Annotated in this window: 24 protein-coding genes and 1 tRNA gene; 9 read left to right on the forward strand and 16 right to left on the reverse strand. The window is 50.6% G+C overall.

The annotated features are described in order from the left end of the window. The 9 genes from D6694_01205 to D6694_01245 form a co-directional block, all read right to left on the reverse strand. Positions 1-422, reverse strand: a 422-nt coding sequence (locus tag D6694_01205; protein ID RMH47874.1) for a hypothetical protein, incomplete at its 3' end; no start/stop codon positions are given. Between the two features lie 5 nt (positions 423-427). Beyond that, entirely contained in the window at positions 428-1,672 is a 1,245-nt protein-coding gene (gene fabF / locus D6694_01210; protein RMH47875.1) for a beta-ketoacyl-[acyl-carrier-protein] synthase II, read from the reverse strand. 85 nt (positions 1,673-1,757) lie between these two features. Further along, positions 1,758-2,000: an acyl carrier protein gene (locus D6694_01215; GenBank protein RMH47876.1), complete on the reverse strand. Its 243-nt coding sequence runs from the start codon at positions 1,998-2,000 to the stop codon at positions 1,758-1,760. Between the two features lie 107 nt (positions 2,001-2,107). Further along, positions 2,108-2,851 (reverse strand): 3-oxoacyl-ACP reductase FabG, encoded by a 744-nt coding sequence (fabG, locus tag D6694_01220; protein RMH47877.1) that lies wholly within the window; start codon positions 2,849-2,851, stop codon positions 2,108-2,110. A gap of 4 nt (positions 2,852-2,855) precedes the next feature. Beyond that, positions 2,856-3,776, reverse strand: coding sequence for a [acyl-carrier-protein] S-malonyltransferase (gene fabD / locus D6694_01225; GenBank protein ID RMH47878.1), 921 nt, complete (start codon positions 3,774-3,776; stop codon positions 2,856-2,858). A 15-nt stretch (positions 3,777-3,791) separates the two neighbouring features. After that, positions 3,792-4,748 carry a ketoacyl-ACP synthase III gene (locus D6694_01230; protein ID RMH47879.1) on the reverse strand — a complete coding sequence of 319 codons (957 nt, stop codon included), beginning with the start codon at positions 4,746-4,748 and terminating at the stop codon, positions 3,792-3,794. Then, the gene (gene plsX / locus D6694_01235; protein ID RMH47880.1) at positions 4,745-5,791 is read right to left on the reverse strand and encodes a phosphate acyltransferase PlsX; all 1,047 of its coding nucleotides are present in this window, start codon (positions 5,789-5,791) and stop codon (positions 4,745-4,747) included. Before plsX ends, D6694_01230 begins: the two co-directional genes overlap by 4 nt. Before the next feature lie 5 nt (positions 5,792-5,796). Further along, positions 5,797-5,961: a 50S ribosomal protein L32 gene (locus tag D6694_01240; protein RMH47881.1), complete on the reverse strand. Its 165-nt coding sequence runs from the start codon at positions 5,959-5,961 to the stop codon at positions 5,797-5,799. Between the two features lie 39 nt (positions 5,962-6,000). Beyond that, positions 6,001-6,561 carry a hypothetical protein gene (locus D6694_01245; GenBank protein RMH47882.1) on the reverse strand — a complete coding sequence of 187 codons (561 nt, stop codon included), beginning with the start codon at positions 6,559-6,561 and terminating at the stop codon, positions 6,001-6,003. 73 nt (positions 6,562-6,634) lie between these two features. On the opposite strand from D6694_01245, the gene D6694_01250 reads away from it, so the two are divergent. Further along, positions 6,635-7,228 (forward strand): septum formation inhibitor Maf, encoded by a 594-nt coding sequence (locus D6694_01250; protein ID RMH47883.1) that lies wholly within the window; start codon positions 6,635-6,637, stop codon positions 7,226-7,228. Here D6694_01250 and D6694_01255 read toward each other — a convergent pair. Together D6694_01255 and D6694_01260 are read right to left on the reverse strand one after the other, a co-directional pair. Next, positions 7,179-7,877 (reverse strand): HAD family hydrolase, encoded by a 699-nt coding sequence (locus D6694_01255; protein RMH47884.1) that lies wholly within the window; start codon positions 7,875-7,877, stop codon positions 7,179-7,181. The two genes, D6694_01250 and D6694_01255, sit on opposite strands and share 50 nt — an antisense overlap. After that, positions 7,877-8,848 carry an RluA family pseudouridine synthase gene (locus D6694_01260; GenBank protein RMH47885.1) on the reverse strand — a complete coding sequence of 324 codons (972 nt, stop codon included), beginning with the start codon at positions 8,846-8,848 and terminating at the stop codon, positions 7,877-7,879. Before D6694_01260 ends, D6694_01255 begins: the two co-directional genes overlap by 1 nt. A gap of 111 nt (positions 8,849-8,959) precedes the next feature. Between D6694_01260 and D6694_01265 the strand changes: the two genes are divergently transcribed. Genes D6694_01265 through D6694_01275 form a run of 3 tightly spaced genes read left to right on the forward strand, consistent with a single transcriptional unit; the run spans position 8,960 to position 10,079 of the window. After that, entirely contained in the window at positions 8,960-9,508 is a 549-nt protein-coding gene (locus D6694_01265) for a septation protein A (GenBank protein RMH47886.1), read from the forward strand. Positions 9,509-9,510: 2 nt separating this feature from the next. After that, complete coding sequence (locus D6694_01270; protein ID RMH47887.1) at positions 9,511-9,810, forward strand: YciI family protein; 300 nt, start codon at positions 9,511-9,513, stop codon at positions 9,808-9,810. Beyond that, the gene (locus tag D6694_01275; protein ID RMH47888.1) at positions 9,807-10,079 is read left to right on the forward strand and encodes a BolA family transcriptional regulator; all 273 of its coding nucleotides are present in this window, start codon (positions 9,807-9,809) and stop codon (positions 10,077-10,079) included. The genes D6694_01270 and D6694_01275 overlap by 4 nt, the downstream gene beginning before the upstream one ends. A 125-nt stretch (positions 10,080-10,204) precedes the next feature. On the opposite strand, the gene D6694_01280 is transcribed toward D6694_01275, so the two are convergent. After that, positions 10,205-10,281 (reverse strand) — tRNA-Arg (locus tag D6694_01280). Positions 10,282-10,412: 131 nt separating this feature from the next. On the opposite strand from D6694_01280, the gene D6694_01285 reads away from it, so the two are divergent. Continuing rightward, entirely contained in the window at positions 10,413-10,847 is a 435-nt protein-coding gene (locus tag D6694_01285) for an RDD family protein (protein ID RMH47889.1), read from the forward strand. On the opposite strand, the gene lptG is transcribed toward D6694_01285, so the two are convergent. After that, positions 10,844-11,929: an LPS export ABC transporter permease LptG gene (gene lptG, locus D6694_01290; GenBank protein ID RMH47890.1), complete on the reverse strand. Its 1,086-nt coding sequence runs from the start codon at positions 11,927-11,929 to the stop codon at positions 10,844-10,846. The genes D6694_01285 and lptG overlap by 4 nt on opposite strands. After that, positions 11,929-13,002, reverse strand: a complete 1,074-nt coding sequence (lptF, locus tag D6694_01295) for an LPS export ABC transporter permease LptF (GenBank protein RMH47891.1) — start codon at positions 13,000-13,002, stop codon at positions 11,929-11,931. The genes lptG and lptF overlap by 1 nt, the downstream gene beginning before the upstream one ends. Positions 13,003-13,216: 214 nt before the next feature. Between lptF and D6694_01300 the strand changes: the two genes are divergently transcribed. The 4 genes from D6694_01300 to D6694_01315 are packed head-to-tail and all read left to right on the forward strand — an operon-like array spanning position 13,217 to position 18,385. Then, entirely contained in the window at positions 13,217-14,722 is a 1,506-nt protein-coding gene (locus D6694_01300) for a leucyl aminopeptidase (GenBank protein RMH47896.1), read from the forward strand. After that, entirely contained in the window at positions 14,722-15,165 is a 444-nt protein-coding gene (locus tag D6694_01305; GenBank protein ID RMH47892.1) for a DNA polymerase III subunit chi, read from the forward strand. Before D6694_01300 ends, D6694_01305 begins: the two co-directional genes overlap by 1 nt. Continuing rightward, positions 15,149-15,514: a hypothetical protein gene (locus D6694_01310; protein RMH47893.1), complete on the forward strand. Its 366-nt coding sequence runs from the start codon at positions 15,149-15,151 to the stop codon at positions 15,512-15,514. Before D6694_01305 ends, D6694_01310 begins: the two co-directional genes overlap by 17 nt. Before the next feature lie 36 nt (positions 15,515-15,550). Beyond that, positions 15,551-18,385: a valine--tRNA ligase gene (locus D6694_01315; GenBank protein RMH47897.1), complete on the forward strand. Its 2,835-nt coding sequence runs from the start codon at positions 15,551-15,553 to the stop codon at positions 18,383-18,385. A 33-nt stretch (positions 18,386-18,418) separates the two neighbouring features. Here the strand turns inward: D6694_01315 and D6694_01320 are convergent, their stop codons facing one another. Further along, a complete protein-coding gene (locus tag D6694_01320; protein RMH47894.1) occupies positions 18,419-20,179 on the reverse strand; it encodes a type II/IV secretion system protein in 1,761 nt (586 codons plus the stop codon). Between the two features lie 6 nt (positions 20,180-20,185). Further along, on the reverse strand, positions 20,186-20,458 hold a 273-nt coding region (locus D6694_01325; protein ID RMH47895.1), incomplete at its 5' end, for a hypothetical protein.

Below are 20,458 nucleotides of genomic sequence, written 5' to 3' on the forward strand. Positions count from 1 at the left end.
GTATTCACCAACAAAACTTCATCGACTTTACCCGCGCTCAAAAGGCCAAATGGCTTTTTATAAACGGCTCTTGCCGATAATTTTACACCAGGGAAAGGTGACACCGTGTTCGCACTCAGCTGATAAGTTTGAACCTTGGCGATTTCTGGCCATGCCTCAAAAGGTCGAACATCCACTTCAAGGTGAGGCGATTCGTTCACGTGCTGCCAAATTGCCGTGATTCGTAACACTGCCACACCCGAGGTGAGCGCGGCATGATTTTTTATCATGGTCTTAACCGTTGTTTCTTCTGGCGCAACTGCGGCGATACGGTGGATGTCAGAAAAAAAGTGCGCCACATGATGTTCCAGACCGACTGGCGCACCATTGACAACTTTAAGTGTGCGGATAACACCAATGGGAAATGCAATTGCCTCAGTCACGTTGGCTAAGCAAATCGACGAATTAACAAACTACCATTTGTGCCACCGAATCCAAATGAATTGCATAACGCATAATCAATTTTTGCGTCTCGCGCCATATTTGGTACGTAATCAAGATCGCAGCCGTCGTCTGGATTATCGAGATTGATCGTGGGCGGGACCACTTGGTGGTAAATGGCCAAAGTGGTGAACAACGTCTCAATGGCACCTGCAGCACCGAGCAAATGGCCTGTGGTCGACTTAGTGGAACTGATCATCAGCTTGTAGGCATGCTCCCCGAACACGTGCTTGACGGCATTCGTCTCCGCAAGATCACCGAGCGGCGTCGACGTACCATGAGCATTGATGTAATCGATCATCTCTAATTCAACATCACCATCACGCAAGGCATTACGCATGGCCAATGCAGCACCACGCCCGTCTTCAGGGGGCGCTGTGACGTGGTAAGCATCACCACTCATTCCGAACCCGCCAATTTCTGCGTATATTCTCGCACCACGACGTCGCGCATGCTCAAGCGACTCAAGCACGAGGGCAGCCCCGCCATCCGCAAGGACAAACCCATCTCGGTCGCGATCCCAAGGGCGGCTGGCTTTTGTCGGTTCATCATTTCGCGTAGACAACGCTTTTGCTGCAGAAAAACCAGCCATGCCAAGCGGTGTGGACGCACATTCTGAACCACCGGCAATGACCACGTCACAGTCACCCCAAGCAATGAGTCTGGCCGCCTCCCCCACACAATGCAAGCCAGTGGTGCAGGCAGTGACGATGCTTAAATTTGGGCCAGTAAAACCGTATTGAATGGAGATTTGCCCAGCGACCATATTGATAATCGACGAAGGAATATAAGTGGGCGCCACCCGTCGAACGCCAGACTGATGAAGTGCAAGCGTGTTCTTTTCGGTCAAGTGCATGCCGCCGATACCGGAACCAAACACAACCCCGACACGGTCGGCCGGCGTCCTGTTATCGTCCATAAATCCAGCATCCTTAATGGCTTCATTCGCGGCAGCCACGCCATAAAGGATGAACGGATCGAGTTTGCGTGCTTCCTTCGCCGACACATAACGTGTCGGGTCGAAATCCTTCACCGTCGCGGCGATTTTTGTTGGGAAATTGGTGACATCAAAGTGCGTGATATGTGTCACGCCAGAACGCCCAGACAGCACAGCCTCCCATGATTCTTGGGCCGACAGACCTACTGGACTGATAGCGCCTAAACCCGTAATCACCACGCGTTTGCCTTTCATTGTCCTCTCCCAGGGATTTGCATCGTTTCAACAAAAAAGGCAGTGCCGAGGCACCGCCTTTTTCTCGATTGAAGCCTATATCAAATCAGGCATTTTCAACGTTTGCTTTGATGTAATCAATGGCCGCCTGAACCGTCGTAATCTTCTCGGCTTCTTCATCAGGAATTTCTGTGTCGAATTCCTCCTCAAGCGCCATCACCAATTCTACCGTATCCAGTGAGTCCGCACCCAGATCATCAACGAACGATGCTTCCGGAGTGACTTCCTCTTCTTTCACACCCAATTGCTCAACAACAATTTTCTTTACGCGTTCTTCGATCGTGCTCATGACTTAAATTTTCCTCCAAATGCAGGCCGAAAAGTGGCACTTGCGCTAGTTTATGAATTCTACAGGACTTTGCAAGTCCCAAATGGCGTTATCAAACTGGTTTGACCTCAGTCCATGAGCATGCCGCCGTTTACATGCAGTACGGTGCCTGTGATATAACCGGCTTGTTCTGACACGAGAAAACTGACGGCATGTGCAATTTCCTCAGGCTGTCCCAGGCGGCCTGCCGGAATCTGCGCGAACAATTTTTCGCGCTGCTCGTCACTCAACGCACGCGTCATGTCGGTATCAATAAAACCAGGCGCAACCACATTGACAGTAATGCCTCGTTGACCAACTTCACGCGCCAAAGATTTACTGAAACCAATCACGCCAGCTTTGGCGGCCGCATAGTTTGTTTGACCGGCATTGCCCATGCTGCCAACCACAGAACCAACAGACACTATTCGCCCCCAACGCTTCTTCACCATCCCTTTCAACACACGCTGGGTGAGCTTAAATATAGCGGTTAAATTCGTGTCGATCACAGCTTGCCATTCGTCCTCTTTCATCCGCATCATCAAATTGTCGCGGGTGATACCAGCGTTGTTAACCAAAATATCCGGAAGTCGGCCAACGGTGGTATTGAACCAATTGACTAGGGCTGATAGATCTTCATCAGATGTGACATTCAAGCGTATGCCCACACCCTTGTCACCAAGATATTCGGTAATCGACTCGGCACCAGAATCGGTGGTGGCCGTACCAACCACATAGTGTCCATCCTCTGCCAGGCGTTGTGCAATGGCCCGACCTATGCCACGAGACGCGCCCGTGACCAGTGCGACTCTCTGTTCCATATTTGTTCCCATTTTTTTACTCACTCAACGACTTCAACAGTTCTGATTCCAAATCGATAGTAGGTAAGCGACGCGCAACGCGTTTCATTAAACCGCAAAGTACTTTACCCGGACCACACTCATACGCGGCCTCAACCCCTGATTCCACAACAAATTGCAGCGTTTGAGTCCACCGCACCGCGCTGAACAATTGGCGATAGAGCCCGTCGCGAATATCGCCTGGGCTGGCATACAACGTGGCATCAACGTTTCGTATCACTGGCAGTTTCGGTGTCCGGATATCAATGTCTTCCAAAGCACGCTTAAGTCGCTCTGCCGCTGGTTTCATCAAGGCACAATGCGAGGGTACAGAGACCGGCAATGGAATGACACGTTTCGCTCCCGCTGTTTGACATAGCGAAGCGGCTCTTTCCACTGCATTCGTGTGACCTGCTATCACAACTTGCCCTGGACTATTGAAGTTCACCGCTTCAACGATTTCTTTCCCGGCAACCTCCTTACAGCACTCGATAACCTTATCGTCATCAAGTCCCAGAATCGCACACATTGCCCCCTTCCCTTCCGGCACCGCTGCCTGCATCAGCTGACCGCGAAAGCGTACAAGTTGCACGGCGTCCTCAAAACTCATCGCCTCAGCCGCAACCAGCGCGGTAAATTCGCCTAAACTGTGACCTGCCAGAATATCGCCCGTGAGACCTGTTGATTGGCCCACGCGCCATAGTGCGATGCTCGCAGTAAGAATTGCTGGCTGCGTGTACTCGGTCTGATTGAGCTGTGTTTCTGGGCCTTCTTGGCTGAGCCTCCAAACATCGAAACCCAAGATGTCAGAGGCCTCAGAAAATACATCTTTGACAATAGGATGTTCGGCATAGCCCGACAGCATGCCGATGCGCTGTGAACCCTGTCCAGGAAACATGAAAAATTTTTGATAGCCCATCGTTTTGATCCCACCCTAAAAACGAAGCAACGCCGATCCCCAAGTGAACCCGCCTCCGAAAGCTTCCATCAATATCAACTGCCCCCGCTTAATCCGGCCATCCCGTACCGCTTCATCAAAAGCCAATGGAATCGATGCAGACGATGTATTCCCGTGTTTGTCAATGGTCAAGACCACCTGATCCATGGACATGCCCAATTTTTTGGCTGTTGCTTGGATAATCCGGATATTCGCCTGATGCGGGACAAGCCAATCAATTTCACTTTGGTCGATATTTGCCGCCTCCAACGTCTCATCAACAATCTGACTTAAAGTGCGCACAGCCACCTTAAAGACATCATTGCCACTCATGTGAATGTAAGACTCGAGACCTGTTCGATCCGCCAGTGGATGCGGTGCGTAAAGCAACGGTTCGTAGCTACCATCCGCATGAATATGCGTCGAAATAATGCCAGGCTCATCGGCTGCGCCAAGCACCACGGCGCCAGCACCATCCGCAAACAAGATGCAGGTTGTTCTATCCGACCAATCACACAGGCGACTCAGCACCTCAACGCCAATCACAAGCACTCGACGCTTATGGCCAGTACGAATGAACTGATCGGCAATGCTTAATCCGTAAACAAATCCACCGCAGGCTGCTGTAATATCGAATGCCGGGATCCCAGGACAATCCAGTTTCGCTTGTATCAAACATGCGGTACTTGGAAAGCTTCGGTCTGGCGTGACTGTAGCCACGATAATCATATCAATATCGCCGGGCTGCAATCCTGCCATGTCCAACGCTCGTCGCGCGGCCAATGTCCCTAGCGACGTTGCATTTTCGTCTTCACTGACGATGTGCCGTTGGTGGATCCCCGTTCGTTCAACAATCCACTCATGCGAGGTATCCACCATTTTCTCAAGATCATGGTTGGTTCGAACTTTCTTCGGTAGCGCACTACCAGTGCCAAGTACTTTGCTATACTTCACAAGTCTTCCTCGTTGCCGTCTATCTTTTCCAAATGGCGCCAGATCCTTTTCGGAACGTCGCCATGAATTTGTTTCAGTGCCTCTTCCATCGCTTGTGCTGCTGCCGCTTCGTCGGCGTGTCCATGGCTTTTGACCACAACTTTGTCAAATCCAACGAAGCTCGCCCCATTATAGCGATCGGGATTAATTTCGTTCCGCAATTTTCGCAATCTAGGGGCTAACAGGTATTTCAGGACCTTTCCTTTAACACCTTTGAGCAAGCGCTTTTGAACCAACTCAGCAAAGTAGAAGGACAAGCCTTCTGCTGCTTTTAATACTGAGTTACCAACAAACCCATCGCACACAACCACATCTATCGGGCTACAAAAGATATCCTGCCCCTCGACAAATCCCACAAATTGCCCGTAAGGACAGCCGGCTAACAAATTGGCCGCTTGGCGAACGCGGTCACTGCCCTTGTTGTTTTCCTTACCAACATTGAGCAAACCAATCGTCGGCCTGTCATGCCCGTCAACTTCTTTAGCCAGGACCGCGCCCATAATGCCAAACTGGTACAATGTTTCCGAGTCACAGTCGACATTGGCGCCCAAATCCAACATGCGCGTGAATCCATGCGCACTTGGCAATACCGTGGAAATCGCTGGCTTCGCAATCGTCGGACACATGTTTAGGGACCGTCGTGCAAAGGCCATAAGTGCGCCGGTATGCCCCGCACTCACCATCCCATCCCCCTCTGCTGCCGCGAGCATAGTTAACGCTCGGCTCATGCTACTATCAGATTTGCTTCTTAAGGCTTGTGAGGGACGGTCATCCATGGTGACCACTTGCGGCGCGTGTAGAATACGATACCGGTTCGGTGTGATATTGGGAAGTGTGGGCTTAAGTGGTCTGATCTGATTTTCGTCACCGACCAGATAAACAAATAGGTTCGGATGGCGCTGCATTACAGCAAACGCCGCCCGAACCATTGTTAGGGGACCTCGATCGCCCCCCATACAATCGACAACGAGCTTAACTCGACGATCTTCGGCAAGTGCCCGCACAGGAGTTAGATGATCTTGCGGCCTTTGTAATAACCGTCTGGCGTCATATGGTGACGTAGGTGCATCTCGCCGGTCGTTTGGTCTTCACTAATGGTGGGTGCACGCAATGCATCATGCGAACGGCGCATGCCACGGCGTGAACGAGATTTTTTGTTTTGTTGAACAGCCATTGTTGGTCTCCTAATTGCCCAAGTTGAGAGATCGAATTATCACTTAGACAGCAAATCTTTCAAATTTTTGAAAGGCTGCTGTGTTCTATGTTCATTTACCAGCGCATCATCCTCATTGCTCAATCTGTGTCGATGAGCACAGTGTTCCGACGCCGAGTGGACTGGCGCAATCGGTAAGTCCAGTAATAATTCATCCAGTAAATTGTCATGCAGGGCCACCCCGCCATCTTCATCCATGATAACCGGCTCTACCTCAGCGAGCACGCGTTTGGCCTGCTCATCACTGGCGACCACCAGCCACTCAAATGTGCGTGCCACCGTATACGGCACCGGCTGCAAGCACACTTGGCAAGTCATTGTGACCTGTCCTTCCATCTGTCCCGTGAGATGAAGCCAGCCTTCTGCGTCTCGGTGGGCGCTCACGCGACACGCTACTTGATGCGGCGCATCTTCAATCAGAAGCATGTGAACGCGTGGCTCATTCGCCAACCGAAGCTGCCCACTGAGTTCTATTGCCTCTTTGGCAAGCCGCGCTGGATTAATCCGCTCGGGTAGTACACGCTCTTTCATAGGCGCGCAATAATACCCATTTGTCGCCATCTGGTCAAAAAAATTGCATGTCGTCAGCCTATAAGGTGATAATTTGCCCCTTCCGGTTTGACAGGGACACCAAATGCGACTGATTTTGGCTTCTTCTTCTCCTTTTCGCCAAATGTTGCTGGCAAAACTTCAGCTGCCATTTGAAGCACAGGCACCAGAAATCGATGAACAGCCTCAGGCGAATGAGCCACCCGAGTCACTGGTGATGCGTTTAGGAAGCGAAAAGGCAAACGCCATTGCCCGTGTCAATCCCGATGCCTGGGTGATCGGCTCTGATCAAGTGGCCTTTCACCGTGGCCAAATTATTGGCAAACCGGGCTCTCGCGCTGCAGCCATTGAGCAATTACTCAGTTTTTCTGGCCAGACGGTCAATTTCTATACCAGTGTTGTCCTAGTCAGCCACGTCAATAATATCGAAAAAACGGCGATTGACGTCACCGCGGTCAAATTTCGAAAGCTCACTCGCCAACAAGTGACCTACTACATCGACACGGAACAACCTTTAGGTTGTGCGGGAAGTTTCAAGTCGGAAGGGCTTGGTGTTGCGCTTTTTGATTCCATTCACACAGAAGATCCCAATGCGCTGATAGGATTACCACTGATCAAACTGGTTCAACTTATGACGACAGCCGGGATTGATCCTCTATGTCCGAAAGCGAACGCTTAAAGGTCCATATGCTTAGGGACTTGAAACTTTCGACAAGGAGGTGTGGTTCTGCCGAAAGCAGCTGTTCTCGTGGATGCGCACCATGGGTCACCGCCACTGCCCCAACATTGGCAGCCTTCGCCATTTGTATATCATGGGTCGTATCACCAATCATCAAACTCTTTTCAGGCCTACAGCCTGTTTTGCGAAGCACATAGAGCAACATTTGAGGGTTCGGTTTGCCGACATGTTCATCTGCACAAGCGGTGACGGAAAAATCGGGTAGCGTTGGATACGCGGCGAGCGCCCTATCTAATCCACGTCGGGATTTGCCGGTCGCCACCGCAAGTTTCACCCCATTCCGATGAAGCGCCCATAGGTACTCAGACGCATATGTATGCAAGGGGCACGGTGCAGTGTCTCGTTCCACAAATGCTCGCTTATACGCCTCTGCCAACTTTTTCTTATCCTTATCAGACTTAAGCAATGGGAAAAGGCGATCCAACGCGGGCCCTAGACTCAAACCAATGACCTGCCGAATCTCAGCTTCGTCCGGTGCTGGCATGCCCAACTGTCGAGCGGCATCGCGAACACTTTCAACAATCTTTCCGACCGAGTCTACCAACGTGCCATCCCAGTCAAATACCGCCAACTCAGGCACCTGGTTCATCACTTAGCTCCCCCAAGGGTACGCCAGAGTTCCGGCAGGTCGGCACAAATTTCGATTCTGTTACCGTTTTCTTTTTCTAGGAAACTGAGCTTCCAAGCGTGCAAGCCCAATCGATCAATCCCCTTTGATTTTTCGATTTCCTTAAGGTGCTTATCGGTCCGGTATTTGTCGTCACCTATGATGGGACACCCCATCGCTGCGCAGTGCACTCGAATTTGGTGTGTGCGCCCGGTCACAGGCATCGCCTCCAACCAAGCGAACTGACCTCTTTGCGCAATCAATCGATAATGCGTTAACGCAGGCTTGGCAGCATGTTCTGTTGTCGTTGCCGCCACTGCTTTCATAATTCGTTCGCCTCCAGTTCGAGTCCGCGGCACGATGGCAAAATCGACAGACTGAACTTCCCGAGGCCAACGCCCATGAACAATACATTGATACGTTTTGCGCATAGTGCCTTGCCGAAGCTGCTGGTGCAGCCACCTTAACCGACTGCGCTTCGTTGCAATGAGCAATATGCCCGAAGTATCGCGATCAAGTCGGTGCACCAATTCAATCGACGTTTTCGATAGGCCGGGAATGGCCCGAAGCACCTCAATCACACCAAACTGAAGGCCACTACCACCGTGAACTGCCACACCGGATGGTTTGTTCAGAGCAATCCATCCATCGCCTTCAGCAATAATCGAACGCTCAATTTTTGCCATCAACCGCCGGGGAATCGAAGGTGCACGTTTCTCGGGCGCTAATTCCACTGGCGGAATTCGAATCAGATCGCCGGCTTCAACCCGATAGTCGGCTTTACATCTACGCTTGTTAACGCGCACTTCCCCCTTGCGCAACATACGATAAATTCGAGAACGCGGCACGCCTTTCAGCCGTGCCATCAAAAGATTATCAATGCGCTGGCCTGCCCTGTCTTCAGGCACAGTCCAAAGTTGTACCTCTGAGTTCAATGCGCGCGACCTTCTCATTTCTTTGGAAAGAAATTATCGCACAATAAAGCACCGACACAATGACTATTTAAAAACCTCCCTAGGCAAGTTACACTCGAGCCCGGTCTATTCTTCGATATTAGACATATCATGATGCCACTTATCGAGTTCGCTCCACTCGTTGTTTTTTTTGGTCTCTATCAACTGGCGGATATTTATGTGGCGACGACTGGCCTTCTCATTACCAGCACCGCTCAACTATTCTTCATTCGCTGGCGAACTGGCACAGTCAGCCGTTTCCGGATGGTGGGCTACATAGTCCTTGTATGCTTTTCCGGACTGACACTTGTTTTACACGATCCGACGTTTATCAAATGGAAACCGACGATTTTCTTGGGGCTCTTGGCTTTGCTTATACTGATCACCGATAGAATGGGAAAACCACTCATAGCGCGATTATTCGTGGCATTTGATAGCGATCTTAACCAGATAGATGCCCTCGTTTGGCGCAAGGTGTCCACGTTATGGAGTCTCTCTTATTTTTTGCAAGCGCTTGGTAATTACTGGTTTGCCTTTTATATGCCGGAATCCGTCTGGGTCAATTTCAAGGTATGGGGATTGACTCTTATGTCATTTGTCACCATCATCGCGACCGCCGTCGTCTTGCGTCATCAATGCGACAGCCCAATAGGAGAATAGTGATGCTTTATGTCATATTTGCCGAAGATGCGCCGGAAAACAGCCACCTCAGGGGCCAATACAGCAATGCGCATCGACAACGATTGCAACAGTTACTGGATGAAGGTCGTCTGGTGCTTGCAGGCCCATGTCCGCGCATTGATCAAGACATCTCAGGCACGTCTGGTTTCACAGGCAGCCTCATTGTCGCCGAATTTGACTCTTTAGATGAGGCACAACAATGGGTTTCCGAAGATCCCTATGTAGTGCATAAAATCTACAAAAATGTATCCATCAAGCCGTTCAAGCAGGTATTGCCATGACGCCAGTCGATCGAAAGCAATTGATTTATCGCAAATTAACCGAGACCCTTTCGCCAACCAAGCTTGACGTCATTGACGAAAGTGACCAGCACATTGGGCACGCACAAGCAGGTGGCGCCGGCCATTTTCGCGTGGTGATACAAAGCGCCCAACTGGCAGAGCTGCCCCGCGTAAAGGCACATCAAAAGATTTACCAAGCTTTGGCGGATCTGATGGGCTCTGAAATCCATGCGCTTGCCATTGAGATTTTACCGGTTACAGACGATTGAGCTTCCGTATCGGTTCGAATAAAGACCGGAAATTCGGGCATTACACTGTCGGTGCGGGGCGCTTAGCCTCGCTGCTGACAACGTCAACTCTTGTGGGGAGTTTATCGTGCAAAGAAAGATTGAAATGGCGCGCCCGGAAGGATTCGAACCTCCGACCACCTGGTTCGTAGCCAGGTACTCTATCCAGCTGAGCTACGGGCGCTCTTTTGATTGCAACCAGCGTTGCTGGCGAGCGGTATTATCAATATCGCCTCCCTGCTTGTCAATAATGGATCCAAAAAAAATTTCATTTGGTAACATATCCGGCAAATTGAAGATATTGAGTATACGAAGATGACTCTGACTCCTGCCCCACTTTGGAAGCGAATACTGGCCGCCGTCTACGATGGACTGGCCGTCATAGGGCTGCTTATGGGCGTTTTCGTCGTCATATTTGTGACCGCAATACTTATCCTTGGCAAATACGCCGTAATCGAAGAGCATGTTCTTTGGGGAAGCTGGATCGTGCGAAGCATAATGCTGCTTTCTGTCTTCATTTATTTTCACTTATCCTGGCGCAACGGTGGACAAACGCTCGGCATGAAGTCTTGGCATCTTTATGTGATTCGGCCTGACAAACAACCCATTACCCTGTGGCAATCAGCCCTCCGTTTCATATCCGGCCTCCTGGTCATTGGTTGGCTGTGGTGCCTCGTCGACCCACAAAAACGTGCGTTACAAGACATTGTGTCGAACACACGCCTGTTGCAAAAAGCACCTTCGAACTAATGAAGCCGACTTAATCGGTAGTGAGCAAGTAACGCGATAATTCCCACTGGCAATAAGACACCAAAAAACGGTGATATTCCGTAGACAAGGGAGAATGGCCCGAAAATTTCGTTCAATGTCCAAAAACCAAGGCCTATAAGCACTCCAGACAAAAGCCGAACGCCTACACTGACATGCCTTATGCTGCCAAATACCATGGCACCACCGAGCATCATCATGACAATAATGGTGATCGGCTGAAACACTTTTCGCCAGAAAGCCAGCTCATAGGCTCCCGCATCAAGCTGACTCAGCTTAAGAAAGTCAATAAAACGATATAACTCCAGTATATTCATGGCATCCGGCTGCAAATCTGCCGAGTCCAGATTGGTTGGAGTTAATTGACTATGCCATACCTGTTGTATAGCTGGTTGGCGAGTGATTTTGTCCTCACTAATCGCAACATTAGTGACTTGCACCAAGCGCCACTGATGATTGCCTTGGTATGTCGCTCGCTTGGCAAGCGTGATGCCCTGAACACGAAAGTTTTCATCCAGTTGGAATAGCCGGACATCGTTCAATACAGCACTTTGCTCACGCGTTACGCCGCGTACGACCTGTCCAATATACACAAAAAGATCTTCGTCTTTCGCCCATAACCCTTTGCCAGAAGCCACAATACGTCCGCCCGAGACCGCATTTCTATGAATCTCTTGTGCCCACTGCGTTGCTGTCGGTGCCATAAATTCTCCGACCAAAATAATCAACGCAACAAAGGGCAATATCATCCGGCCACAGGCCATGATAATCGCTGACGGGCTCAGGCCGATCGCCCGAACGATAGTTAACTCGTTGCGGCTGGCGAGCAGACCAAGCGCGCCCATCAAGCCAACAAGGGTCCCCATTGGTAAGAACTCATACAAAAATACCGGGAAGTGCAAAAACAAGTACGTTAACGCCAACGGCATGGTGTATTGATGCTTGCCCACGTTCGGAAGGTCATCCATAAATAGAAACAGCATCCGGAGCCCTACCAGAAAAAAAAGGGCGAGAATAATCCCGATAAGCGCGGTTTTTCCAAGATAACGTCGAATGATATTCATTATTTTTGCCAACGCCTGCGATAAAATATGCCCGACTCCAATATGACGTAGCTCAATGCCACCAAGTGCACCCACCACAGCCCTATGTACATTGGCAAGTGTCCTTTCTCGACACTATTTCGACTCAAACTGAGCAATCCAATATACACAAGATAGGCGGCCAATGCCGGCAGTAGCCGTGCATATTGCCCTTCTCGAGGACGCGTGCGTGCCAATGGCACTGCCACCAGCATGAGAACCACAACCGAAATTGCCGATGAAATCCGCCATTGAAGCTCTGCAATGGCAGCACGATCGTGAGCGGCCCACAACTCTTCTGTTGGTGTGGCCGAAATTCGTAATCGGGTTGGTTTTGCTAGCGGCTCAGGAATGCTCACTAGGTATTTGCCAAACTTTGTGATCGATGCCTCGCTCATATCAATGGGCAAGGAAACCTGTTCACCATTATCAAGCACTAGAAAGCGCTCATCATTTTCCATGCGTAGGATTTGGCCGTTGTCTGACGTCACAACGCGAATGTCATCTCTATCGTGTTGCGGAATCTGTGCCATAAATACGCGCTTCATCCTACCGTCCGAATCCTTCTCATAGACAAACACAATCGTCCGACCGTCGCTGCTCTGATGAAATCGCCCGGCTTTTAACAAAACCAAATCTCGTTGTGCTCGCTGCTTGTCAAGTATTGACTGTTGTTTGGCAGTTGCCCAAGGCGTTAGCCATGCGGTCAAGCCTAGGGCCACCATCGCCAAGATCAGTGCTGGGGTGAAGACCGTTCTCATTAACCATCCATGACCAAGCCCAACGGCTCGCATCACGTTGATTTCTTGGTCCGCATACATTCTTGCCAAGGCGAGCAATGAACCTAAAAACAGCCCTAGTGGGAGAAGCAGTCCCAAAATACGCGGGATTTGCAACAACAACAATTGCCCTATCAACTCACCCGACAACTCTCCTGATGCCGCATGGCGAAGGTAATAGACAAGCCTATGCAAACTGAAGATGAGCAGCAACACGAGCAGTAGTGCCGATGAACTTTTTAGAATTTCAGACCGGATATATTTCTTTAACAGCATCAATAGTTGCGTCCAATGGCGTTGGGTTCATCAAGCGTCAATGTGCGCGGTCATTTTAACAGATTGAAATCGCAAAGCTCTGCATTTTTTCAACATCAATGATAAACTTACGGGCTCGAATGAGATCACTTGCCCTTGATGTGAATCGGAAGCGATTATCCAGATCTTCTTTCGATATCATATGGCACTATCCTCAACATCGATTGGAGTTTTTATGGAATACTTTGTCAAAAGTGGCCAACCGGAAAAACAACGAACCAATTGCCTGATTATTCCGGTATACGAAAGGCGTAAGCTGACCGAGTCCGGAGAAAAACTTAACAAAGAATGCAATGGAAAAATCGCCCAAATCATGCGGCGAGGCGACATGGACGGTGAATTTGGCCAGATGCTGCTCTTGCACGATGTCGCGGGTTGTCTGGCTGATCGTATTTTGCTGGTCGGTGTGGGCAAGGAACGTGCCTTGGATATATCACGGTACCGGAAGCTGCACAAAATGGTTTTGGCACAACTTGGTAAGACCGGTGCCACAGAAGCCTACAGTTATCTGACCGAGCTATCGCTGAAAGGTCGCGATCTGTACTGGAAAGTCCGTTTTGCGGTCGAAGCCTGTGAAGAGCATCGCTATCGCTTTGACGTCTTCAAAACCGAGAAAGCTTCGGACAAAACCAACCCCAAACGCTGGGTTATCGATGTTGGATCGCGTCGTCATCTTCCTGTCGGCGAAAGCGCTGTCAAGCACGGCCAGGCAGTGGCAATTGGTCAGAATGAAGCACGTACGCTCGCCAATCTCCCTGGCAATGTATGTCATCCGCAATATCTGGCCGAAAGAGCTCGCCAGCTCGCACAATCCCACCCCAACCTAGAAGTGCAAGTGATTGAACAGGATGAATTGGAGCGCATGGGCGCCGGTGCTTTCGTTGCTGTGGCTAAAGGCTCAAAACGCCCGGGTTGCTTGATCGTCATGAAGTATACCGGCAACAAAGACAACAAAACCGAGGCCCCTATCGCTCTGGTTGGCAAAGGCATCACCTTCGACACCGGTGGTATCTCGCTCAAGCCAGGCGAAGCCATGGATGAAATGAAGTTTGACATGGGCGGCGCGGCCAGTGTTTTTGGGACAATGCAAACAGTATTGGCCCTCGACCTCCCTCTGAATGTTGTCGGACTCGTCGCCGCCGCAGAAAACATGCCGGATGGTGGTGCGACAAGACCTGGTGACATCGTCAAGACATTGTCAGGCAAAACAGTGGAGATTCTGAACACAGATGCCGAAGGGCGCTTGGTCTTATGTGACACTTTGACCTATGCTGAGCGCTTTAATCCAAGCTATGTCATCGACATGGCGACATTGACCGGCGCCTGTGTGATTGCGCTCGGACACATTGTTTCTGGGCTGTTCAGCAATCACAACCCGTTGGCTAATGAGTTGCTGTCGTCTGGTGAAGAAGCCGCCGATCTGGCTTGGCGAATGCCTTTGTTGCCTGAATATCATGAGCAGCTAAAAAGCCCATTTGCGGATTTCTCAAATCTTGGCGGACGACCTGGAGGTGCCATCACCGCAGCATGTTTCTTGTCCAAATTCACGGAAAAATACAAGTGGGCTCACTTGGATATTGCCGGCACAGCATGGAAATCGGGCGCAGAAAAGGGTGCTACGGGAAGACCTGTGCCACTTTTGGCACAATTCCTTCTTAAGCAGGCTGGATTGGCTAACTGATGAAGGCGATTTTTTGGGAGCTTCCTGAAAATTTGTCCATGGATGCGTGGGCCATTTCTGTCGTACTGCAACACTATGGTCCGCGCACTCACATCGCGGTGCTGACGCCAGATATCCGTAACGCGGAACAATTGGATGAGTTGCTGTGGCAACTCCCCGATCGCTTTATTGCACACGCACTCGCTGATGAAACAACGGCATCCAAAGCGCCTGTCGTCATTGGCCCGAGCGTCCAACCGGCAAGTCGTCCCTTTGAACACGCCATCAATCTATCGGAACGCCTAGCAATCAACGAAATACAGTGCCACACATGGCATGAACCAGTGCCAGCCGATGAGGCAGATCGGCAAGAGGCTCGAAAACGATTTAAATCGTATCGCCAGCAAGGGGTGCAAACAGAATTTAAGCCGTGGACAGGGGCTGACAATGACATCCAAGGATGAACGTACCAGTTTACTGGAAGAACTCATCGCCATACGACGATCTCTATCTGGCGCCAGTCAGAATGGAGATGTGCCACTGCTGGATGATGTTGTCACAGACGTCGGGCAAGTGGAAAATGTGGCGCCCATATTGTCTGACGCCATTGCTGTCCCGCCAGCAGAGACACACCATCAGGCACAGGAAAGCTGGCAAAATTTCTGGGTCCACCTGATTGCCTGGACAGACACGCTTGGTGAAAAAGATCAGTTGCTTGCACAAAAAGTTTTTCATGCGTTGCAGCAACAGCTGGCCAATGCCTGGCAAAGTGCGTACGAACAAATGTATCAACAAAACCCAAACAACAAGTAAAGAGCTATGAGCGGAAACAATCAAAGCAACAAAGAAATGCCAAAGACTTTCGACCCTGCATCGATCGAAAAGAAATGGTATGAATTTTGGGAACATTCTGGGTTCTTTAAGCCGTCAGGTGTGGGACCAGCCTATAGCATCGCGATTCCGCCGCCAAACGTGACTGGCTCACTCCATATGGGGCACGCCTTCCAAGACACCCTGATGGACACACTCATTCGTTACCACCGCATGAAAGGGTATAATACCCTTTGGCAAGTCGGGACCGATCATGCGGGCATTGCAACGCAAATGGTCGTTGAACGTCTTCTTGCGCAAGAAGGAAAAACCCGGCATGACCTTGGCCGTGAAGCTTTCGTGCGCAAGGTCTGGGAATGGAAGGAAACTTCAGGCGGCACCATTACCCAACAATTGCGTCGTATGGGCGCCAGCGTCGACTGGTCACGTGAACGCTTCACCATGGACGAAGGCTTGTCAAATGCCGTTAAGGAAGTGTTTGTCCGACTGTACGACGAAGGCCTCATCTATCGAGGCAAGCGGTTGGTAAACTGGGATCCTAAATTCCAAACCGCCATTTCCGATCTAGAGGTCGAAAACAAGGACGAAAAAGGCTTCCTCTGGCATATCCGCTACCCGCTGGCAGAAGGCGCGCGCACAAAAGACGGCAAGGATTTTATTGTCGTGGCAACGACACGTCCCGAAACCATGCTTGGCGATTCGGCGGTTGCCGTCCACCCGGACGATGAGCGGTATGCCCACTTGATCGGCAAAAAGGTCGTGCTTCCTTTTGTCAATCGTGAAATTCCCATCGTTGCTGACGATTATGTCGATCGCGAATTTGGCACCGGCTGCGTCAAAATCACGCCAGCACACGACTTCAATGATTATGAAGTGGGTCGCCGTCACCAATTACCACTCATTAACGTGATGACGCCCACTGCCCATATTCGGAAAACAGCCGAAGCCTTTGACTGGAATGGCGCGCCAGTGCTCTCGGAGCAACGGGAAATCCCGGAGTATTTGGCTGGGCAGGACAGATTTGCTGCGAGAAAGGCTGTCATCGAATCTCTTGAGCAGCAAGGGTTACTTGAAAAAGTTGAAGATCACCATCTTAAAGTACCAAGGGGTGATCGTTCAGGCGAGGTGATCGAACCTTTGCTGACCGATCAGTGGTATGTCAAAGTCAAGCCCCTCGCCGAACCAGCGATAAAGGCCGTTGAAGAAGGCAAAATACAGTTTGTCCCCAAACAATGGGAGAATACCTACTTTGCTTGGATGCGTGACATCCAGGATTGGTGCATATCACGACAGCTCTGGTGGGGCCACCGCATTCCGGCTTGGTACGATGCTGACGGCAACGTTTATGTGGGTCGTTCGGAAGATGAAGTTAGGCAAAAGTACAAACTTGGGCCCGACACCCTGCTCCGACAAGATGAAGACGTACTTGACACATGGTTTTCTTCAGCCCTTTGGACGTTCTCAACCTTGGGCTGGCCTGACGACACGCCTGAACTGCGAACTTTCCACCCAACCAGCGTGTTGGTCACGGGCTTTGACATTATATTCTTCTGGGTCGCGCGCATGATCATGATGACCCTCAAGTTCACCGGTCAAGTCCCATTTCACAAAGTCTATGTGCACGGTCTTGTGCGTGACGGCGAAGGACAAAAAATGTCCAAATCAAAGGGAAATGTGCTTGATCCATTGAACATTATTGATGGCATTGATTTGGAGTCATTAGTCAAACAGCGTACGTTTGGCATGATGCAGCCTAAGAAAGCTGCGCAAATTGAAAAACAGACACGCAAAGAATTCCCTAACGGCATCGCACCACACGGTACTGATGCGCTTCGGTTTACCTTTCTATCACTGGCCACCACTGGCCGTGACATCAAGTTCGACATGAAACGCTTGGAAGGCTACCGCAACTTCTGCAATAAATTGTGGAATGCCGCCCGTTATGTGTTTATGCAAACCGATGGCCATAAAATTAGCCAGCCGGAGCACACAAATTTGACCGCAGCCGACCGCTGGATTTTGACATCGCTGCGTCAAGCCATTGAAACCTACGAGCAACATCTGGCCGAGTTCCGCTTCGATCTGGCCGCCAAAACAATCTATGACTTTATCTGGCACCAATATTGTGATTGGTATCTGGAATTGACAAAGCCTGTCCTGAACGGTGAAACAGATGACAGCACGAAGAATGCCACTCGATATACGCTGTTGTCAGTGCTCGAGCACTCCCTGCGCGTGCTGCATCCAATGATGCCGTTCATCACCGAGGCCTTGTGGCAAGAAGTCAAATCTCGACTGCCGGACGCCCCGACACAACCGAGCATTATGGTGGCGCCCTTCCCCGACATCTCGGCCTTAACCGCGGACCACGAGGCCTTTGACGACATTAGCTGGTTGCAAGGGGTTATCGAAGGCGTAAGAAACATTCGGGGAGAAATGAACATTTCACCCAGCAAACCATTAACCGTGTGGCTCAAAAATGCCGAGCCCAAGGACCACGAGCGACTCAATCGATACCGGCCGCTCCTGATGAAACTTGCCAAGTTGACACAATGTGAGGCGCTTCCTGAAGACCAAACGCCGCCGCCAAGCGCCACGGCCTTGAGTGGCCACCTTGAAGTGCTCATCCCTATGGCAGGCCTCATCAATAAAGAGGAAGAGCTGGCACGATTGGACAAAGAGTTGCAAAAACTGGAAAAAGAAAAGCAACAACTACAAGGAAAATTGAGCAACCAAAATTTCGTTGAACGGGCACCGGCGGAAATCGTCGAAAAGGAAAGACAACGGTTGCTTGATACGCAAGAAAAAATCAAAAAACTGACGGAAAAACGTGCGGAAGTGGCTGCGCTCTAACACAAGGAATGCCAAGGACGGCACGTCGCCTCATTAGAGGCTACACACACGTAGGACTTCAGTGGCTGTTGTCGTCCCGTCAGCCACTTTAAGTGCTCCGGATGTTAAAAGTGTTCGCATGCCCTCTTGCTCGGCAATGGCGCGAATCTTCTTGAGATCCGGGGAGTGAACGACATGCGTCCGAATCGTCTCACTGATCGTCATCATCTCATAAATGCCTTGTCTGCCCAGATAACCGGTCTGACGACAGTGTCGGCAACCAACTGCTTGGAACATCATCTCTGGTTTGGGCACTTCTGTTTTCACGAAAGGCAGCCAGTCCTTTTCATCACACGGCCGCGCCTCTTTGCAATGTGGGCACAAGACGCGAACCAGTCTTTGCGCCATGACACCAATCACCGTGGCATTTAACAAAAATGGCTCAAGACCTAAATCGAGAAGACGCGTAATGGCCGACGGCGCATCATTGGTATGTAATGTTGATAACACCAAATGGCCAGTCAGCGCTGCCTGTGCTGCCATTTCAAGCGTTTCTGGATCGCGAATCTCACCCACCATGATGATATCGGGATCTTGGCGTAATAACGCCCGAATGCCTGACGCGAAGGTCACCCCTGTTTCATGTTGCACTTGCACCTGATTGAACCGAGGTTCGATCATTTCAATAGGATCTTCAATGGTACAAACATTGACCGTCGGCACCGCCAAATGCTTTAGAGTGGTATAGAGGGTCGTGGTTTTACCGCTGCCAGTGGGTCCAGTGACCAGCACAATCCCATGCGGCCTTTGCACCATTTGCCGCCATGTCCGTTCATCCTCTATTGAAAACCCTAGCTCTGTATAGGAACGAAGCACCACGTCAGGGTCAAAAATCCGCGCCACCAGTTTTTCGCCGAATGCGGTCGGTAAGGTTGACAATCTGAGCTCAATTTCCTTGCCATCAGCAAGTTTGCTCTTGATTCGCCCATCCAAAGGACGTCGGCGTTCCGCCACGTCCATACGGCCCAGTATCTTCAAACGGCTGATCACTGCCGACGTGACCGTTCCGGGCAATTCGTAAATATTGTGTAATAGTCCATCAATTCGAAACCTCACTTTCCCGACGTCTCGACGTGGCTCAATATGAATATCACTTGCCCGTTGATCAAACGCATATTGCAATAACCAATCTACAATGCTCACAACATGGGAATCGTTGGCGTCGAGCTCCCCACTACGCCCAAGTTCCACAAGTTGCTCGAAATTATCGACAGCAAATTGCTTACGCTTTTCCCCTTCTGCACCACGTACGGAACGCGATATGCCATAAAATTCTTTTTGGTACCGACGGATATCAGCCGGATTGGCCAGCACCACCCGAATCGGCTTACGCAATGTATGCTCAAGCCCCGGCAGCCAAGCGCTGGTGTCAGGGTGACTTGCAGCGATGACAACACCCACTGCGTTATGTTCGATAGCGAGAATATGATGGCGCTCGGCAAAGGCGCGACTCATGACTGCCGTGACACGGTCCACGTCGACTTTGAGCGGATCGATGACCACGACATCCATACCGACCTCTCGACCAAGCCACTCGGTAATCTGTTGTGCGTCGAGTACTTGTTTGGTACGAAGATCAGTCAACCCGCAACACGCGACTTGTTCAATGGGTGTCAGCCCTTTTCGGGTCGCACTCCGAACTTTGAGCAGTGCGAGCTTAAAAGCGTCTGCGTCGATGCGCTTTTGCTGATAAAGCCTGGTCAGGATATCTTTTGCGGTACTTGGCGCGGTTTCCTTGCGGTCAGGCGTTGTCATAGGGATTTAACAGTCCTCAATCACCTTATCAAAATCTAAGCGATACACGTCGCACGCATTTCGTGTGGTTTGCCGTGCGATCTCTTCCGGGGATTCATCCCTAAGTTCGCACATTGCGCGAAAAACATCAAACAAATGAATCGGAGTATTCCTCTGACTGCGACATGTGGCTGGCCGCATATCGGGTGCATCCGTTTCCAACACGATGTCAGTCAACGGAAGTTCAACCACCAAGCGCCTTAGTTTGGCGGCTCGTGTGTAGGTGAAAGCCCCTCCAAA

The sequence above is a fragment of the Gammaproteobacteria bacterium genome, assembly GCA_003696665.1.
Lineage (GTDB): Bacteria > Pseudomonadota > Gammaproteobacteria > Enterobacterales.